This window comes from Bacteroidota bacterium (assembly GCA_016706865.1).
Taxonomy (GTDB): Bacteria; Bacteroidota; Bacteroidia; order Chitinophagales; family BACL12; genus UBA7236.
Map to the genome: position 1 here is coordinate 1 of JADJIS010000001.1, position 18,711 is coordinate 18,711.

Here is an 18,711-nt window from a genome sequence, read left to right on the forward strand (position 1 = left end):
CAGTAAAATCTCATTGGAACGAAGGGTTGGTATCAGGCATTTTATTCTCTTTACACCTTTGGATTGAAGCTGCTCAATTAATTTTGTATCGTTGCTGAAATAAGGGGAAATTATTTCAACCTCTGAGATATTATCACCTGAGAATATACTTTGCTGTTCCAAAAAATCGATGAAAGGAGAAGTAAGACTATTGTAATAAGCTAAATCAAAATCAACATACCTTAAAAACTCATGAATTATTTCTTCTGCTGGCAGAAGATTTTGTAAGCCTACTATTTTTCCAATTTCAGAAATATAATCCTGAAGGCCGTTTGTTGATGATCTATTCGGATGATTTTTAGTTGGTTTTAATTCTAATACAGAAAAACATTCAAAATTATCGCACCAACCTGTTGGAGTTAAATTACCGGAACCAGTAATAAAAAGAAGTGTTCGATTTCTGTTTTCATCTTCAACCAGAATGAAAATATGTTTAGGATGAAAATTGCAGATTGCACCGATAGCAGATGGAACTTTCAAGCAATAGATGTCGTACCCTAATGTGGGAGCCTGTGTATTGTCCTTGGCATAATAATCACAGAATACTGCCACCGGTGGAATCAGGTTTTCTTTAGCACAGTACCGCCATAAAATTTTGTTGTAAATAGCTTCATCCCTGAAATCTTTACCGGGGACAAATAAGGGCATCACGAAATTCTCAAAAAATAAAGGGTCGAAATTAAAAGTATGAAAAACAGCAGCAATTACTTTTCTATTCTTGATAGCTTCTTTGATATGATCCCTCAGAATTATTCTTTCCATCTTAATTGAGCTGTTTGTGTAAAGAGATAAAAGTGGAAAAGAAATAATTGAAATCGTTTTGTGTTTCAGGGTCGTATTCTTCTCTGAAAAAAGCACCCTCAAAATGGTTTACTTCCAAGCCTTTCTCTGTGAACTGCATCCAAGCAGCAGAATTACGCCTTGCGGCAACTTCCTCATTCCGCTTAACCAGACCTAATACCAATTCATAGTTACTGAGAGTTAAAAGTGTGGCAAGTGACCTTGTAGTTTCATCAAAACCTTTGGATTCAAATGTTGACCTCCAATTTTTGATATAAGGATCAGTTTCTATTTCTTCATTCTTCCAGTAGGATTTAGTTTGTAGGTATCTAAATATTCTGTTCAAGGGGCAGATAACTTTTTCTGTATTTGCAATGTAGCCCAGTATAGCTTTAAAGTTTGAGTTACTGCTTGCATCGGTTAATGCCTGAATGAGTTCGTAAAAACTAAGGTCTCTGAAATCAGGGTTATTATCAATCTGATTCAATAATTCTTTGCCGCAAGTATCATCCAAAAGTTTTTCTATAAATAGCTTCTTCTCGGTACCTGACGGCTTTTGCAAAAAATCTGACCATTCATCCATTTTATCAGATTCAATATATGCAGGTTGAGCATCTCTTTTTTTACTCAGTAAAGTGGCCTGGCGAAGAAATGCATCATTATTTAAAACTTTAGGAATATAGACATTTGAATATTCTGGCATTTCTGTAAGCCTCATTTCTGAAAATGGGCTGTTGTATTTACCCCATATACCGTATGCTTTTTGATTTGATAATAGCTGGTCAGCTATTGCTGATGAAATTCTCACAGATGCCGGGTTGCCGGACATCAACTTTCTTACTTTATCTACTCCGTTAAATCCTTCTTTTTGATAGCTTTTATAACGAGTGTACGCCATCATCTGCTCAAAACGCAAAAAGAAAGGTTCAAACTGTTTGTCTTCAATTTTTAATTCCTTTTTTAACGCATAGGCCAAACACAAAATTTGAAAATCTTTAATACTACCTGATACTGTTGAAAGATATGGTATGAGCTTTCTGCCAGCCGCTTGCCAAACCACCTGAAATCCCAATGGATCACGGGAACCTTTTATCGAATAGTTAGGGTCTTGTTCTGTGATGAAATACATTCAACTAATATTTAGGATAAGTTTAAAATAGTTTGACACCTCTTCCGAAATCGTTGTAAAGTGAAGTATGTCTTTGTCTGCGATAAGCAATGTGCAAAGCCTGGCTCTGGAAGTAGCTACGTTAAACCTGTTTATTTGTAATGCAAACGGTATGCTTTCAGTTGGTATGAAGAAAATACAGAAGTCTGTTGTTAAGCCTTGTATTCTGTCTATCGTTTCTACCAATACATCTTCTGTATTTGAGCATTTGGAAAAAATCTCTTTTTGTAGAAAACGAATTGTATCCCGGTTAAATGCCAATACAGCGATTTCAGCTTTAGCATTATATTGCTTTAACTCATTAACCAATTCAACAATAAATTTAGAGCACTCGCCTGAAGGTATTCGACCATCTGGTAATTCAAACATCTTTAATGAAGTACCCCCATTAGTTTGGAATGTATTTTTTAGCAATGGAAACTGACTGAAGTTCAATGGGAGCTGGGCATCTGATTTGCTCTTTAACATCCCAGAATAAAAAGAGTTAGTTGCATCAACACTGTTTTGTGTTAGCCGGTATGAATCGGTAAGTATGTATTGCTTTGTATTTGGCAAATAGTAACTTATCGCTTTTAGGCCGCAAACCATCCAGTGGTAATTGTTGATGTCCTCAGGTGCATATTCTTTATGAAAAATAGGTTCAAGCTGTTTTATGTCGCCTATGATTATACATTTCTTACCCAGCTTTCTCGCTAATGCAATCGTAGATAAAAACGCCTGACTTGCTTCTTCGATAATAATGTAATCAAAATGATCATCAACCATTGCCTTTGAAGCAATCTGAGACATGATGTAGTAGGTAGACAATAACATTTGAGGCTTCTGTTGACTAATGCTTTTAAAAGCCTTTATACCTCTTATTTTCTTGTTCTTTGATTCATCGGCAGTCAGAGCTGATTTAAATATTTTACCTTCTGCTAATCCTGTTTTCAGATGCTCTTTTTCTGCCAATTCAACTAAAGCCCTGTTGGTTAGAGCAGTTACTAATATCCTGTAATCTGTTTTTAAAAAGGCACTACAAAGTTGTGACATCAGATACGTTTTACCTGTGCCGGGTGGACCTTGTATGATGATTATTTCATTTTGAATTAAATCGGTTTGAATGTTTGTTACAATATCTTCATTGACAACTAATGGTATAGGTTTCCATTTTGCTTCATTAATATCTAAGGACAATATCTCATTTGAATTTGCAGGTGTTTCCTTTAAGAAATTTAGAAGATTCAATAGATAATTTAGTGGTGGGTCGGTGGGTGCTAAAAATACCAATGCATCCTTCTGATATTTTTCGACATCTTCAACCTTTACACCGGACAAGCCAACAATGGAGTGATCCTTTTCATAAGTGAAGAAAACCGTTTTTGATTCAAATTGTGCATTAACTTTTGTTCTTAAATCTTTGTAGGTTAAACCGCCCCAATTTCTCACCGCATCGTTCTGCATCTCGGAAACGAAACACTGAAAGTGCTCGTTTTTTCTTGGAGGTAAACATATCTTATGATCAAACTTAACAATCAGATTACCCCTCGCTTCATCAAAACCCTGGTAACGGCATAAATACAGTTGACCATCAACAAACATTTTAGCAGCTTGTTTCCTAAGTAGCTTTTCAAACTCATTTGTTTGATAGGTTAATTCATCCTGAATAAGATTTTGGTGTTTATTACTATTGATAATCATCTTCAGGGTTTAGTAGTTTAAATATGTCATTTGATTTCTTCCTGGAATTATCTCTATCAATCACCAGCAGGTGTTTATTTGCATCTCGATTATGTTCGCAGAAATCAAATAAATCTTCCATCGTTTTTTCATATTGATAAGCAAGCAAATGACTTGTGTTCAGACTCAATATTTCTTCAGCCGTTTGGTATATTTTTATTGGTGTCTTTGTGCCAAAATCCAATGCCATTTTAAACCCTTCATCTCGCATTCGTAAGATTTCATTCGTATGTATATACGCAAATGAACCTCTTGCACTATGTACAAAATACTTTTCGTTTTCGTTTATTAACTGGTTAAAGTCCTTGTCTGCTGTATCAAATTGAATTATTGTCGCCTTAGCTAACTTCAACTTCGCAATTAAATTGTATAATTTCTGCTTTTCCTTTGGGTGGCTTTTAGAAAGTTCCAAAATGTTTTTCAATTCCGGAATGTGTTCAGCCCATTCAGTATTCTCTAACTCGGAGCTAATAAAGTTTTCAACTTCTTTTATGAAATCATATTCAGTTTCATCCTTATCCTTTTTTTGGCCAGCATCCTGATTATTCTCTTTTGCCGAATTGTCTTCTTCCTCGGAGTCACCAAATTGAGCTGATGAATTAGCTTGGCTTGACTTGCTTGGGCGAATCGATTCTTTTAAAGAAATAACTTTTTCCTGAATTGCGGCGTAAATGGGTAAGGACTTAACCATTTCTAAACTGAGGCCGACCGATTCAAGATACTCGTTTACTTGATAATCAGAAAGCTCCAAGAGTAATTGGATTTCCTGTTCCAATCCATTACACTTTAAGAAAGATGTTAAATAATGTGATATATTAAATCGTTCAAGTGGATTTTGCCAGCTATTTGTAAAATAAAACCCTTCGTCTGATAAATAATATTTTACACTTGAACCTTTAATTTCAATATCTCCATAATTTAAAATCAAAAGAATCTCTTTACAAATGTAGAACTTGAAATTTTCAACACTTTTATATGCTTTGCTGAGATAATCTTCTTCGACCTTAATCTTCATTCTTGATCGAAGTATTAATGACAGTGCTGGTAGAAACTCTAATATTTTGATTGATAGTTTTACATCTTCTTTTTCCTCTTTTACTTTATAATCACATTTGTCAACTATCGGAACCCGAAATAATGAAAATAACTTTTCTACTTTATCATCTAAATTTACGTTTTTAGGAATTAATATGGATGGTATTTTATCATTATATTCATTAAAACCTTCAATTCTCAACCAAATTACTTCCGAGTTTTTTCTCGAAACAAAATCATTACATAAGAATTTACTTTTTTTCGCCCAATCTTTGATTTCCTTTTCTTCCTGAATTGTCAATTCATTTAGACCATTAATAATTTCGTTATACAACAAGCCTACTCTCCTAATATTGTCTCTTTTAAAAAATCCTTTCTCATTCGTGTCATTGTTAATTGAAGAGAGTATGTTTAGCATATCTGCTAATGTCAATTTTGATTTCAAACCAATTAATTGTATCCACTCTTTAGAAAGAACTTTAGGAACCTGGATAATCGGAATGTATTCACCACCCAATTCTATTATCTTATCCGAATTGGCAAAAACATCAGAAGCCAAAAGACAATTTTTCTTATTCGTAGGAATACATTGTTTTGACTTGAGATGCCAAAATATAAATGAAGGGATGCAAACTCTATTACTTTCAAAGTGCCCCCAACGCATTAAGTCAATTGATTTAAGAACTGTTGAATTTAATTTATAAACCCTTGCTTCACGCTTGGGTCCATGACTATTATACATTGTCAAATTGGGCTCAATTGAAAGGCTATATTTTGAAATCAATCTCTCCCAAAATATTGAGGAAAATTTAAATTGAGTTGTTTTGGTTAGGAAAGAGAAATAGGTAATATAAGCAGGATAGTTCTGAGGAAGGTTAGTATTTACCAAGTGTGGATATGTGTGCCCCTCTTTCCCATATTCAACGGCAGCAGTAAAAAACGGACCACCAAATTCATCATCCGTATTTTGTATTTTATAATTGGTTAGTATATTTATATCATCTGCGACATCAATTGCGACAAATAGGGTTTTCCACTCATAGGCATTATACCTACCAACATACTCTGCCGAAACAGTAGTAAGGCCATTGATATTTGATGAAAAATCAATAACCGGGTTATAGGCAGCAGGTAGAAAACAATCCTTTGCTTTAGACCAGCCATTATTTGATTTCAGTGGTAAATCTCTCAGCCCATTATAATGTACTACCTCGATTTCCTTTGCAGCATGTAATTTTAAAATAAACTCGGTAACATCCTGGTAGTTTTCGTCATTAATACAGGAATCAATTTTGCCTATAATTTCTTTTTCCAAGTAAGCTATTTCAGAAGGCTCCTTAACACCAAATAATTTTAACCAATCGATTATATCTGAATCATCTGAAATGGAATTATAAAGCTCTTGGTCTATTAGTGTATTTTCTGATCCAAACTCAGTTACAAATGCTGTTACAGGGAAACAAACCAAAGGTATTTTTTCAAGGGTATTTTCATTTGAAAAAATAAAAGTATTATTCCTGATAATGTAATTCCACTCACCACTAAAGTCGTTTGTATCGAGCTGCTTTAAATATTTTAGTAAACTATAATTACAATCAATTTGATGGTTGGAAAGAAAAGGTTCTGATTGAAGAAATATTTTTAAATCAGATTGAGAGAAAGTCTTTGCCCCAAAATGTTTCAACTTATCAGAACCGGTAAATACTTGCAAAATATTCTGTTCGGTAATTCTAAGCAAACCGGAATTAGAATTAATAAACTGGGTAATAAATTGTATTGGAATAATTTTCTCAGTTAATATTTCTACTTCGTCAATTATGATATCTGAAATCTTAACAAGCTGATTCTTGTTATTAAGAATGAAAGCCACTTTTTCAAACCCAATCTTCAAGCCTTCATTAAACCATTTTTTTAGTGGGTCTGTTTCCTGCAAATAGTCACTTAATAGAATTTTTAGGTAGTCCTTTTTGAAATCAACTGATGCTGCAAATTCCGCACAACATTTGATTAATTCCCAACCAATAACTTTAAAAAGCCATTTGTTCCATATTCGGTCTTTATGCAATTTTTCTCTACCCGCATCCACCAAGAAATTACTATTAACAAGAAACGGGAATCCAAATTCGCTTACAGATGTTGGAAGGTATGTGAAAATGCAGCTTTCGTTGCTGGGCAATAGAATAATGGACTTTAGATCGGTCTCTAATTTAAAAGCAAAGGATAATTCGGCACGAATCATTTCCTGCAACTTTTTTGGTGACTTAATATCCTCCTGTAATTCCTTCTTTATATCCGGAGGAATATTGTAACTACCTGTCCTTAAATACCAGTTGGAAATATTATTATCATTTTTATAAAGTGAAAGTATGCCAGGAATATCATCATCAGATTCCTTTTTGATGCATAATTTTTGAGAACCATAAACTAAAGTAACCTTGTATATTTTGCGTAGGAATAAGAGGAATCGTGCATCCGAAAAAAGTTCATTAATGTCACTAGCCAATTCGCTTTCATCTCGAATTTTAATTGCTGTTTTTACAGTAAATTCCTCAGAGTTCAATATCAGATCAACATCAGCGGTGTTTGTAGAATTTGACAATATTGGAATTAGCTGCCACGGGGATTTAAACTTTGTTTGATTAGCTTTTTCCCAGTTTTTCTGAATACCCCATATTGGGTTCCATCCATTTTGTAGTATGTAATTCCTATCAAATCTAAATAAAAGGTCATTTGTTTTTACATATACCAATCCATCCTGCTGGCCAAAAACTGATTTAAAACCAATACCTTTATATCCTGTTTTATCTTCGTCATCTCTCTTTGCTCCTCTTCCAATGCCACATAAACCCCTCAAATCTCTTTCATCAAATGGTTTACCATTGTGAGACAAAACAACGAAACCAGATTTTACTTCAATCATCAATTCTGATTGATCTACAACTGCCGCATCATCTGCATTTTGAATTAACTCATAGATAAATCTTTTATTTTCTGAGTAAATATCAATAGCCAAAGCCTCAACTGCCTCGGCAATGTCAATTACATTATACGGATTATTTTGCTTGAGCTTTTCACTATAAATATCATTAATGACAGAATCTAAACTCGAAATATCTTTTGATTCTGCACTACTATTTAAAGGTTGATGTTTTTCTAAACTATTTATACCATCAAGTCCAATAACGCAATCTCTTTGAGTTACTAACAAGAAAGGATTCAATTGTATTCTCTTGTCTAACGCTGCAAACTGAATTTTAAATTTGTATCTCCCTCCAGGTTTTAGCATTTTAAGAGGATTAGCCCATATCAAAATGCGTAAAGGAAATTTATCATCAGGATACTTCAACGGTTTACCATCAATTGTTGTGCAATTAGAAAAAAAACCTTGTGTCCCGTTTTTTGATTGAGAATATTTCCCTATTAATTCATCCTTATCTACATCAACTCCCCAGTAATCCTTTAGGATTGCTTTATACTCGTGATTTGGTTTCGGTAATTTTAATTGCATGTCGATGTAATTGAATTTTATTTTTCATTTAAAAACCAAAATTTATTTATCCTATTTGCTACAAAATTCATCCTGCCATTGTGAATCGATTGTGTAATCTGATTAAATTTATTTTTAAGTGCTTGTAATATATTTTTACTTTCAATTAATGCATTACTCGAAGGCTCCCTTTCCTCTCCCAAAACTGACTTTATGTCTGTTTATTCTTAACTTACCTAACATGGACAAATATAGGAAAATTAAGACAAGCTGTATAGTGTGAATATTTTGGTCATATTTATCCGTATCTACATGATATCTGCCGCGTATATAATGTCTTTAAATTTGCTTTCAAATCAGTCCGACTAATTTATTTCATTTTTTTATCAGTTTTTAAGGTGTCTTGATTTAATTCTTGATGAAGCAAAGTTGTCAGGCAAATTCATTAATTTGGCTAACTGTATTATTTTTATTTGGTAGTCATTATATATTTTTATCATTTCAGGAAGTGCCTCCTTAATTTTGGAATTCCCTACTGAATAATTTTTCATACTAACTATTGTGCGCCCTACGAAATCAATTTCCTCAAGGTATTGATTTAATAATTCTTGATTAGAGTTGAAGCTAAGTGGTATATCTGTTCTTTTTAATAGAAAATCATAAAAAGCATTCCAATCACCCCTAATCCTTTGCTTAGTCTGAACAAAATCTTCACCTTTGATTTGATATTCAGCTATAAATATTTTCATGGCTCTTCCGGAAATATCAAGTCCAAATTTTTCTCTGATAACTGCTTTTATATTATATTCGCTTGCCATAATTATTGTTGGGTTTATTCCTCAATATGAATTTTAGTTATTTTATCGTCATCATATATTAAAATAGTCAGGACGTCTAATAGATTTATGAAGTAATTGTTTGTGTGATTTTCAGCAGATACTGTCAATTAATCAATTCAGACCAAACACTTTTTCATAAATCTTTTGTTATTGGCAGTTATTCTTTTACATTTATACAATATTAAGTTGGGTTTGAGGTATTTATTCTAATGTGCAATAGGAGCATCCCAAATAAATGTCCATCATCCTCTTTTAGCATATCAATATCCTCAAATAATGCTGCTATTTGATTGTGTTCCCAAGCATATCTGCGTTGATAGCTCGGAATAAGAAATTGTTCAGACTGAATGCTCAACAGCTGAAAAAGATTAAGGTCCTTAGAGTTAATTTGCATTTTACTTATATTAAAATTTATGAAATTGTACAATTTTAATTTTAAAATCTTTCCCCATGTTAATTTTATAATTGTTTTCTTTCAAAAGAATATTTGCAGTATTTGAGGCTTTCAGAACTTGAACTAAATCTCTCGCTACAGCTGTCCCCTCAATATTGTTTATTACTCTACCATTTGCAAATTCCAGCTTGAATGCATATCCTGCCTTTATCCGTTCACCTATCGCTTCAAACTCATATTTAGAAAGTTGATATTCACATGGTGTATCTAAAGCTTTTCTCATCATTGTAAGAATTACCGGTTTGTATTTTTGCCAAAGAGGAATATAAATATTTTTTTCTTTCATTTTCCAGCATTTTTCTTTTCGATTTTTTCAGACATCCTATTTAATAAGATCCACCATTCTTTATCATTTCGGAAAGTGCGGATTGCCCCTGCTCTAACTAAAATTCTCCTCAACTCATCCGGATCATTATCCCATCCACCTAAATGTTTTTTCAATGTATCAAATGACCGATCCGTATACCCTTTGTGTTTTAAAAAATGTTTTGCCGTTCGTTCAGCCATTGTATCTCTTTTATAGACGGAAAGCTTATGACGTAGTGCTAAATATGATATTACACCTGTGATTGCTGCGGGAATCAACGCAATTAACAGAACCTGCAGAAAAGTTAAACTTTCTTGATAATCAAATTGACACATATTAAATAATTTTTAATTGTTCCTGAATTCTGTATTTTAATTAAGTTTACTAAATCAAATATTTATTTCACTCTATAAAAATCAAAACTCGTTTCCAAACATGGCCTCAAATCCAAATCATTTGTTCCAACTTGGAAAAAATTCCCGCCTAATGATTGAAAATAATCCAATCCTCTACCCATTTTAATATTCCAGCCATGATTCATTTTAAGTTCTCTGTCATGTAGCACATCGCTGAACTCAGTTCTAAACTCAATTTCGTAATCAAAAAGACTATTGGCAATTTGGTCAAATACTAAAATGTTTTCCTTTTTTTGTTCTTCATCATCGGCGCTGGTAATTAATGTGAGCTTCTTACAACTACCAATTTTAACAATGATTTCGCAAAGGCGAAGAAAATTATTAATTTGATGCTTTTGTCTGATATATGCATCCTCTAAAACTATTTCAGTTGCCCCAACTAAATAATCATAGAATAATGATTCATATCCGTAACCTGTATCACCATAAAGCACTTTTATTCTTTTCTCCTCTAATGATTTATTTTGATTCAACAATATACTTGTATTCACAATTTCATCTTGGGCATTCTCCTCACTAGTTGAAGACTTGGTTGCCTCTGTTTTACGTGGGTTTTGTGTTGCTTTAGCATTCTTACTTTCCGGACAATAGACAATCACTTCTGTACCGTCAGTTTTAAAATATGAAAGATCAATTAATGCAAATTCATCATCGGGTTTGGTTTTATTCATTTGCTCTTTTACTCTTCTTCTGCCTTCAATAGCAAATTCAACAAGTTGATTAAATTCTTCCTCTGATGGATCCCCTGCCGGGTGGATTAATTTGATATACGCAGTAACCGTTTTTCTAATTGCTGATTCATCTCTACCTTGCACATTAGGTCCCAACTTTAGCCTTCTCCCAACTATGTCAACATAGTCTTTATTGTGCTTAAACATATAATGAAAAGCCTCGGCCATATAATCGGTTATTAACCCGAAACTTTGAGTGAAAAATTTATTATCCATTTTGGGGATTTCCCAACCCGGCAAGTAAAAATAGAAACGATCCTGTATCGCCAAATCAAATGCTTTGGGTAGGGTAACAAACAAGTTGTGTTCATAGGAATTTACAAGTTGATCAATTGATTGGTCGATATTTCCAACAAAAGAAAAACTTGCATTGGCAATTACTTCTTTACCCCTCGAAAACCTTCCGTTAGCCATATAATCCTTCATGATTTGGATTGTATCGCTATCTTTTATTTTCATATTTCCCACTTCATCAAATGCTATGTTATCCCAAAAGCCTACAGCACCAACTTGTTCTTTTCTATTATTATACAACAAGGTTGCAGTGCTTGCTTGGCCTCCACTTAATAAAGTAGAATATGGTGAAAATTCGGAATAGAAATATGATTTCCCAGTACCCCTGGGACCAAGTTCAATAAAATTAAAATTGTTCTGAACGATTGGGATAAGTCTCGAAAGAAAATGCATTTTCAACCTAAAGCCAGATGGAAATTTAGCTTTGATTTCGGGTGGTGGATTATCCATTATTTCAGGATTTAAACCAACACTTTTGAGAATCACATCAATCCATTCATCCCTTGTAAATTGTTTTCTTCCTTCAAAATAGATAGTCTCGTTAAATCGAGCCAATTGAATTGGTCTTAAATCCTCCACATAAAAGGCGTAATCATCTTCTTCTATTTCATTATGTGCAAGTGTAATTTCCGCCCACATTCCACCTTCTAATAATTTCCCATTTTCCCTATAAAATTTCTCACTAATAGCAATTCTTTTTGAACCGAAATTCTCCATTTCAGCCCAGTGGCGTCGTTCCTTTTCATGGTATTTAACGTGAATTTTATCTATGAACTTATGGCGGCCCAACTGCTGTACTTTTGATTGTGCACTGTTTGATTCATCAGGTCGAACATAGTTGGATTCAATTACCTCCAACACTGCTTTCTTTCCTGATTCAATTTCATTTGGATCATCCGTTGCACAATATTTAGAAAGCAAAAACTCAAGCACAAATGACGGCACATTGGCTGCTTTCTTTATATGATGAACCAGATCTTTTCTGACAACTTTGCCAGCAAAGACTTCGTTTAATTTTTTATCTAAATTATCACTCATGATATATAGTCTGTTTGTAAAGTAATAGATGCGTATGTTTTATTGGTAACAGGATCAGAAAGCCTCACCTCGAAACTGCCTTCAAAATCGGTATTCATCTCCAATGGTATTTTGTAAGCTTGACCGGGGACAATCTCCAATAAATTGGAAACCTCATTTACATACTCACTGAAACCTGATTTGCCAACTATCTCGTCATTAGCAAGAGCTTCCATTCTAATAGCAATAGGTTCAAACCCTAACTCACCTTGAATAAAACAAGAGATTTCCATAAATGGTGTTCTGGTGGTTATATTACCCGTTGTTTTTCCTTTGTAGGAAACATTCACCTGTACCGTCTTGTCTTTTTTTGTTTTATGTGCCGTCAATACCATCACCGGAACTATACTCTCTTGCAAAGAAATACCTTCATGGAAATACGTGGTGTTTTTTTCAAAAACTGCATAATTCTTCAGAAACACAAAGTTTTTGGCATCTGATTTTACTCCGATTTCTGCAGGAATAAACCCAATTGCATAATCCGGAGTTGCTCCTGAACCTGCCAAAGACCTTGATTTTGACATCAACCAATCACCAGCGGGTTTACTTACATTATCACCAGACTGAAAGATTGGGTGAAGTACAAAACCATGATCGGTAGCTATGACTATCTTTTCATAACCCTTTTGCTTAAGCAAGTTTAAGCCTTTAATCAGGTTCTGCGATGCCTGTTGCATTGCTAATAAGGCATTACTGGCCATATTTTCACCGGCATTGTCAATCTCGTTGGTGGTGACAATCAGTAGGTCCGTATCTGGGATTGTTGAAGAAACTAATTTATCGAGTGTAATGATATCACAGAGATCGCCCAATTTTTCTTTTAAATAATCTCTTCTTTGTGTGAGGGACAACAAAGCCTTATCCCCTATAAAAGCTTCCAAGCTTCCCTTATGTTCTTTTAAGGTCAATTCTTTTTCTGCTTCTGGTAATAAAGCCGCCATCCCAAACTTGGTAACTGTGGGTAAGAAAGCACAGGATGTTGTCACCTGAACGATGAAATACTTTTCAATATTCTCTTCCAGTTCTTTCGCTAGTTCAAACCGCAAAGCATCTACAAACAGATAGGCCGTTTTGGTTTTTGATTTGAGTAATGGCTGAATATGTTTTGCAAATACTTGTATATTGCAAAGCAACCCTTCAACCGGCCAATGTTCTTTTTGCACCAGTTCCTGAAATTGTTTTTGGTTTTTTTCGGTGTATTTCGAGTATTCCTTTCTTACCGATTGTTTCAAATCTGTCAGCGCCGTATTGTCTTGCAATACTTCAATAGCTATTTTTTCAAATCGCCTTTGAAGTTGATCAATTTTATAACCATTTTGGGCGTATTGATCAATCGCTGTTTTTAACGAAGTGGAAGTTTTTGTCTTTTCTGATGCCAATTGTATCAATCCTAATCCCAACTCGGCCATCTTCCAGTACCTTCTTCTTTCTTCATCATGGTGTAACCAAATATTCTCTTTAATACGTGCAATGATCTCTTTGGCACCATCTATTTTACGTTTGATTAACAGATCTGTAAAATGATAGAAATAGGTATTGTCCTCAAAAGCAAAGGTGATAATCACTCCCAGTTCGTGTTCGTTCTTGAACATATCTGCCAGGCCCAATTGGTTGGCAGCATCTTCTGCTTTTTCAATATACAGGTCTTCGCAGTTTTTGTTGTTGCGTAAAGATTTGCAAATCGCCATTACCAATGGCCTGGCTGCAGATCTAGCCATTGGTATATTTTTTAGTGTAACTGGTAATTCAATCGGAAGATCAAAAACAAATTCACTGAAGAGTAAAAAACGCCATAATTCATTCTGCAAGGCTGCATAGTTTTTCTCTTTGATTTGCAACCCAATCAAACTGGCTATGTCTTTATATTCCTTGTACCAGGTTTTGTCTTTGGTTAAACCTTCCTGTTGTTTGACAGTTGGTGCCAGCAATGCAAGTATTATTTCTTTTTCTGATTTACCACCTGTAAGGGTTTGCAACTTGGCCCAGGTATTACCGCCACCCAGGGCATCCAATGTATCAAAGTCGGGGACTTCCTGTGCAAACAACTCCGTTATTTTTTGTTCTTTATCGGCAAAGCAGGCTTTACATAAATTTTCAAATTTATCGGCCGCATCATTGGGAAATACTGAACCCCCAAAGGAAAAAATATAGAACGGATCCATTAACTGCTCCTGCCGGGTAAGCGGTGCTGCAAAGGGAACATATACCAACATCCTTGATTTGTTATCCTCCGACAGCTCGGTTGTATAGTAAGAGATGGCCTCTTCCCGGATGGTTAATACATTATGGTTGATATCAAATACACGGGTATTTTCATCCGCCATATCTACCAATATCTCTCTATACCGTTGGTCGGGATCGTAAATGACCAATGCAGGCAGGTCCTTCAGTTTTTTCTTAAAATGTTCAATTATAAATTCCCGTATCATTAATCAATCAGTTTTCCTTGTGAAGCATTCTTTTTTGGTTTAGCTGCTTTTTTTGCTTGTTTCTCCTTGGGTTTTACCTCGCAGATATCTTCCAACCCATGAGCAATTGCCATACTCAGGTCTTTCTTACATTTTTTAGTAACCCTATCCGGCCAAATGCTGTAGGCCAAATGTGCCCAATCGTAATCGCCTTTTTGCAGGGTCTTCCAGCAATCTTCGGTAGATTTACGCCATTTGCTGTGACGGAAGAATTTATGGAGGGGGGCGGCCGTGATTAATACCCCATCATCATGGTTCGGTTTGTATGGTAATTCCGCAACTTCTGTCAACTCTTTCTCCATCACCTGTAATTCATGCAACAAGTCCTGAAGTTCAAGTAGTTGCTTTTTCCCAAAATTATCCAATTGTGAATTTAACTCGAGTTTTTTGACATCTTCTGATACTTCCTCTTTTTTAGGAATGATAAAATCACTGACTATTTTATACAGGGCTTGATCATTCAATTTGGGATAGTAGATCCAGATTGTATAACTACCGGAAGCGGTTGAAATGGGCCAATATATTGGAGCTTCCCTTTTACTATTTGTGTACTTAATATAATGATCAACAAAGAAACTTCTAGTAAAATATTGATCAACTTCTGTTACCATAAGGATATCACATAAATTAGTATAATTTTTATCGTCAAATAGTTTTACTATTAATGACTTTAGATTTTTTAATAACTTTTTTTCATCAAATAACATATCTCCACCATTATCTTCATGCGCCTCTCTAGCTGAATTGACCGATAATTGAAAATTTTCAAAAGGATCGCTTAATAAATAATTGTGGCTTTGTAATTTATCTAATTGATACCGGTTGAAACACAATCCTATAAAAAATGAAAAATAATCCTTTGCTATTTGAACCTCATCAGGCTTTGTTAAGAAATCCCTTAGAGGTTTTTCTAAAAAAGCTTCATCTCCTTTTTCTTCACTTTGCCAATATATTTCTAATAGAGTATTTGAATCTACGCCATAAGCGCTATCAACTATGCTATTTATTCTATCATTAGTTATGCTTATTAAACTATTTAGTTTTTCGTATTCTGAATAATACCACTCCCATGCTTTTTTTATTGGAAAAATTAGTGCGGGTTTTTGAAATTCAGTACTTGGCTCAAAGTAGCTATAATAGTTTCTTACCCTTAGTACTGCTTCTGCAACCAATAGACATATTTCATCAACTTGACTTTGAGTAAAATCTGCAAAAGGTAATTTGTCAATTATTCCTGTATCAAATTGATTAGCATTTGCTTGAAGGTTTATTAAAATGTTTAATAATCTAGAATTTAGTACCCCAATTAAGAATAGCGGAGATGTTTCCTCACTAGCACTTGTTATAGATGGGCCTTTAGCTGCAAATAAATATTCTTTTGGCAGAACTCTAACTCCAAAATCTTTTGATCTTTTGGAATATGTTCCACCTGGAATTAAATAAAATTTTGAAGACTGTCGGGCCTGCGCTGTTTGTCCATTCACTAATCGGTTAACCTCTTGAACTTCTTTCCCATCATTTTTATAATTGATCATTAGCGGCAATTCTCCGAAGTAAAGTGCATAGGACCCTCCTTTTGCATACGAATACCATCCATTATTTTCTTTTCGATTAATTTCAAAAAATAAACGTAAAAATCTAAAATCATCAAATGATGTAAGCCCCATTTTTGAATTTGCAACATCAGAGATCTTCTTTTTCGGGTTTGAAATAAGGTTTAAGAATGAAATAGGTAATTGATATAGTATTTTTTTATTTGGTGTAGAGTAATAAAAATATCTATGTGTTAAATAGGTATTTTCTAGCTGATTTGTAATAATTATTTCATTTTGCAAATTATTTTCTTTTTCGCTTACTCCTTTTTTGTCAATTACATAAATATCATCATTATCTAAATTTCTATTACTAATTATATATGCAGCAGATTGAACGGTAGCATTATCCATAACAGGCCATCCTAGATCAAGAATGAATAAAGTGCATGGAATAATTATATTTTCTCTTATTCTTTCTAATTTTGGAGTTATCAAAATATTTCTAGAAGTAATAGCTCCTAAATATCCCTTGCATAATTCATGGCCTCTATCAATAAATGTAGCTAACAAATCAACATAACTGTCAACATAATTTTGCTTAATATATGAAATGGAATTATTTGTTGGAAGACCGAATGGCGGGTTCATTACAATTACATCGTACTTCTTCCTACAGAGTTCGATAAATGAAAAACCTCTAGCTGTATCATCAGCAAACAACAATTTTTGGTAAGCATCGCCATTGGTGGCGGTCTCAGAGAGCTGCTGTAGTATTTTCAATACTTCAGTTTCTGCAGAGTCTAAAAAACTATCCCGGTATTTTTTTGTGGCATACAAAGCTGCTTTTTCTGCAGCTTGTAATTCTCCATCCTCTCCACCCAATGTTAATTGGGTATTTATGTTTTCACCTGCTAACTCTTCTGCTATCTCTTGTATTTTGTTATCTATCTCTTCTTCAATTCGTAATAATAATCCAAGTTCGCCAGCCAGTTTCATTTGCTCCCAAATGCTTAATACCAGTTTACGCATGGGGGCCTCCAGCGGCTGTACCAACTGGCTAAGGGTTTCTACACTTCCGGGCATAGGTTCAGCCAGTACCAGGTTGCTTCGGGTGATCTGTGGCCGTTGGTCAGCAGGCAGGTTTTGTTTGTCAAAACTTTTTTGTGCCCTTAACCAAAGGCTAAGGCCGGCTATTTGTAAGGCACGGGGGTCAATATCTACTCCATGTATATTAAAGCGGATAATGAACTCGGGTATCTGTTGCACAAATGCGTGGCGGGTCATGATATTCCGTAGGTCAGTCAATAAATCTGGATAATTATCCCATGCTTCCACATAGATATGCTCCATCAAATCAAATGCATACAATCCAAAATGCATAGAACCACAAGCCGGGTCGAGCATCAAAATTTCCCTTGGATCTTTTATAGCTCGGTAATCGATGTATTGGGTTTCTTCATCCGCTTTTTCCGGTTTGGTTTCTCCTTTCTTCAGAAATACTTCATTGGGCTGTATGATGAGGTAAGGGCAAACCGTTTTTAGTACGGTGTTTCCCTGTGTCATCTCATACCAGATACGTCCCAAAGAATTATCAGTAAGAAATTGTACTACATAACGGGGCGTAAAAAACTGGTTGCGTACTGCCAGTTCCTGGCTGTTTCGGGGGGCACCACTGGCTTCCCGCATGGCGGATATTTCTTCCCGGCTGTTGTAATACTGGTACACCCAACCGATAGTTTCATCTTCTTTCCAAAGGTTAACGGGTTGCAATCCCTCTTCCCGGTGTAGGGTCACTCCTTCGTTGTTGATGATGTTGAGTAATTTATTCATGGCCTGCTCCGAAGGAAAGATTAGGGCATAAGGCGAGTATCGGTCAAATACTGCAGGAAGGTCTAGAGCCAACTCGTCAAAAATGGCATAGAGGTACCATTTGTAACGTATGTACTGGGTGGCTGTTTGTCCTTGGCCGGTAATACTGTCGAATACCTGAAAACCTTCGCTGTTATATTCTTTGCGGATTGTTTCCTTAATAATCCTCCTTTCCTCGGCCATGCGTAAACTGGCAAAACGATTTAAAATAGTAAAAGCCTGTTCCCTCACCAATTGACGCACGGCTTCTACTTTCTGGTTTTTTTCATCGGCCAGATTGGCTTTCAAGTATTCCAATCGTTGGCGCAGTAAACGGGCCGTGTATATGATCTCCGATTCGGCCGTGGTCAGTTGTTCAATCATCAATACAGTGCCATCCGGACGGATGCCGTAATACTGCTGTAATTGCCCCTCCACCTCTTTTATCAATAGCCTCTTGGCATCCTGTACAAAGGATAAAATTTTTGACCGTGCCACTTTCGTTAATGCCATA

Annotated in this window: 11 protein-coding genes; all 11 read right to left on the reverse strand. The window is 34.9% G+C overall.

Translation table 11 applies throughout. The annotated features are described in order from the left end of the window. Positions 1 to 801, reverse strand: an 801-nt coding sequence (locus IPI31_00005; GenBank protein ID MBK7566185.1) for a hypothetical protein, incomplete at its 3' end; no start/stop codon positions are given. Between the two features lies 1 nt (position 802). Then, a complete protein-coding gene (locus IPI31_00010; GenBank protein MBK7566186.1) occupies positions 803 to 1,948 on the reverse strand; it encodes a hypothetical protein in 1,146 nt (381 codons plus the stop codon). Beyond that, positions 1,949 to 3,667 carry an AAA family ATPase gene (locus IPI31_00015; GenBank protein MBK7566187.1) on the reverse strand — a complete coding sequence of 573 codons (1,719 nt, stop codon included), beginning with the start codon at positions 3,665 to 3,667 and terminating at the stop codon, positions 1,949 to 1,951. It lies immediately after the preceding gene. Then, positions 3,654 to 8,249 carry a hypothetical protein gene (locus IPI31_00020; GenBank protein MBK7566188.1) on the reverse strand — a complete coding sequence of 1,532 codons (4,596 nt, stop codon included), beginning with the start codon at positions 8,247 to 8,249 and terminating at the stop codon, positions 3,654 to 3,656. The genes IPI31_00015 and IPI31_00020 overlap by 14 nt, the downstream gene beginning before the upstream one ends. A gap of 365 nt (positions 8,250 to 8,614) precedes the next feature. Continuing rightward, entirely contained in the window at positions 8,615 to 9,046 is a 432-nt protein-coding gene (locus IPI31_00025) for a hypothetical protein (protein ID MBK7566189.1), read from the reverse strand. Between the two features lie 202 nt (positions 9,047 to 9,248). Then, positions 9,249 to 9,461, reverse strand: coding sequence for a DUF262 domain-containing protein (locus IPI31_00030; GenBank protein MBK7566190.1), 213 nt, complete (start codon positions 9,459 to 9,461; stop codon positions 9,249 to 9,251). Between the two features lie 10 nt (positions 9,462 to 9,471). Beyond that, positions 9,472 to 9,807, reverse strand: a complete 336-nt coding sequence (locus tag IPI31_00035) for a hypothetical protein (protein MBK7566191.1) — start codon at positions 9,805 to 9,807, stop codon at positions 9,472 to 9,474. Beyond that, complete coding sequence (locus IPI31_00040) at positions 9,804 to 10,163, reverse strand: hypothetical protein (protein MBK7566192.1); 360 nt, start codon at positions 10,161 to 10,163, stop codon at positions 9,804 to 9,806. Before IPI31_00040 ends, IPI31_00035 begins: the two co-directional genes overlap by 4 nt. Positions 10,164 to 10,225: 62 nt before the next feature. Beyond that, complete coding sequence (brxL, locus tag IPI31_00045; protein MBK7566193.1) at positions 10,226 to 12,307, reverse strand: BREX system Lon protease-like protein BrxL; 2,082 nt, start codon at positions 12,305 to 12,307, stop codon at positions 10,226 to 10,228. After that, positions 12,304 to 14,775, reverse strand: a complete 2,472-nt coding sequence (locus IPI31_00050; protein MBK7566194.1) for a PglZ domain-containing protein — start codon at positions 14,773 to 14,775, stop codon at positions 12,304 to 12,306. Before IPI31_00050 ends, brxL begins: the two co-directional genes overlap by 4 nt. Continuing rightward, positions 14,775 to 18,710: a BREX-1 system adenine-specific DNA-methyltransferase PglX gene (gene pglX / locus IPI31_00055; GenBank protein ID MBK7566195.1), complete on the reverse strand. Its 3,936-nt coding sequence runs from the start codon at positions 18,708 to 18,710 to the stop codon at positions 14,775 to 14,777. Before pglX ends, IPI31_00050 begins: the two co-directional genes overlap by 1 nt. Position 18,711: the final 1 nt, after the last annotated feature.

What these genes read in the sequence shown, in the direction of transcription:
- brxL (MBK7566193.1), bottom strand. Translation starts at nt 12,307, where the DNA reads ATGAGTGATAATTTAGATAAAAAATTAAACGAAGTCTTTGCTGGCAAA.
- IPI31_00020 (MBK7566188.1), bottom strand. Translation starts at nt 8,249, where the DNA reads ATGCAATTAAAATTACCGAAACCAAATCACGAGTATAAAGCAATCCTA.
- IPI31_00010 (MBK7566186.1), bottom strand. Translation starts at nt 1,948, where the DNA reads ATGTATTTCATCACAGAACAAGACCCTAACTATTCGATAAAAGGTTCC.
- IPI31_00015 (MBK7566187.1), bottom strand. Translation starts at nt 3,667, where the DNA reads ATGATTATCAATAGTAATAAACACCAAAATCTTATTCAGGATGAATTA.
- IPI31_00030 (MBK7566190.1), bottom strand. Translation starts at nt 9,461, where the DNA reads ATGCAAATTAACTCTAAGGACCTTAATCTTTTTCAGCTGTTGAGCATT.
- IPI31_00050 (MBK7566194.1), bottom strand. Translation starts at nt 14,775, where the DNA reads ATGATACGGGAATTTATAATTGAACATTTTAAGAAAAAACTGAAGGAC.
- IPI31_00025 (MBK7566189.1), bottom strand. Translation starts at nt 9,046, where the DNA reads ATGGCAAGCGAATATAATATAAAAGCAGTTATCAGAGAAAAATTTGGA.
- IPI31_00040 (MBK7566192.1), bottom strand. Translation starts at nt 10,163, where the DNA reads ATGTGTCAATTTGATTATCAAGAAAGTTTAACTTTTCTGCAGGTTCTG.
- pglX (MBK7566195.1), bottom strand. Translation starts at nt 18,710, where the DNA reads ATGGCATTAACGAAAGTGGCACGGTCAAAAATTTTATCCTTTGTACAG.
- IPI31_00035 (MBK7566191.1), bottom strand. Translation starts at nt 9,807, where the DNA reads ATGAAAGAAAAAAATATTTATATTCCTCTTTGGCAAAAATACAAACCG.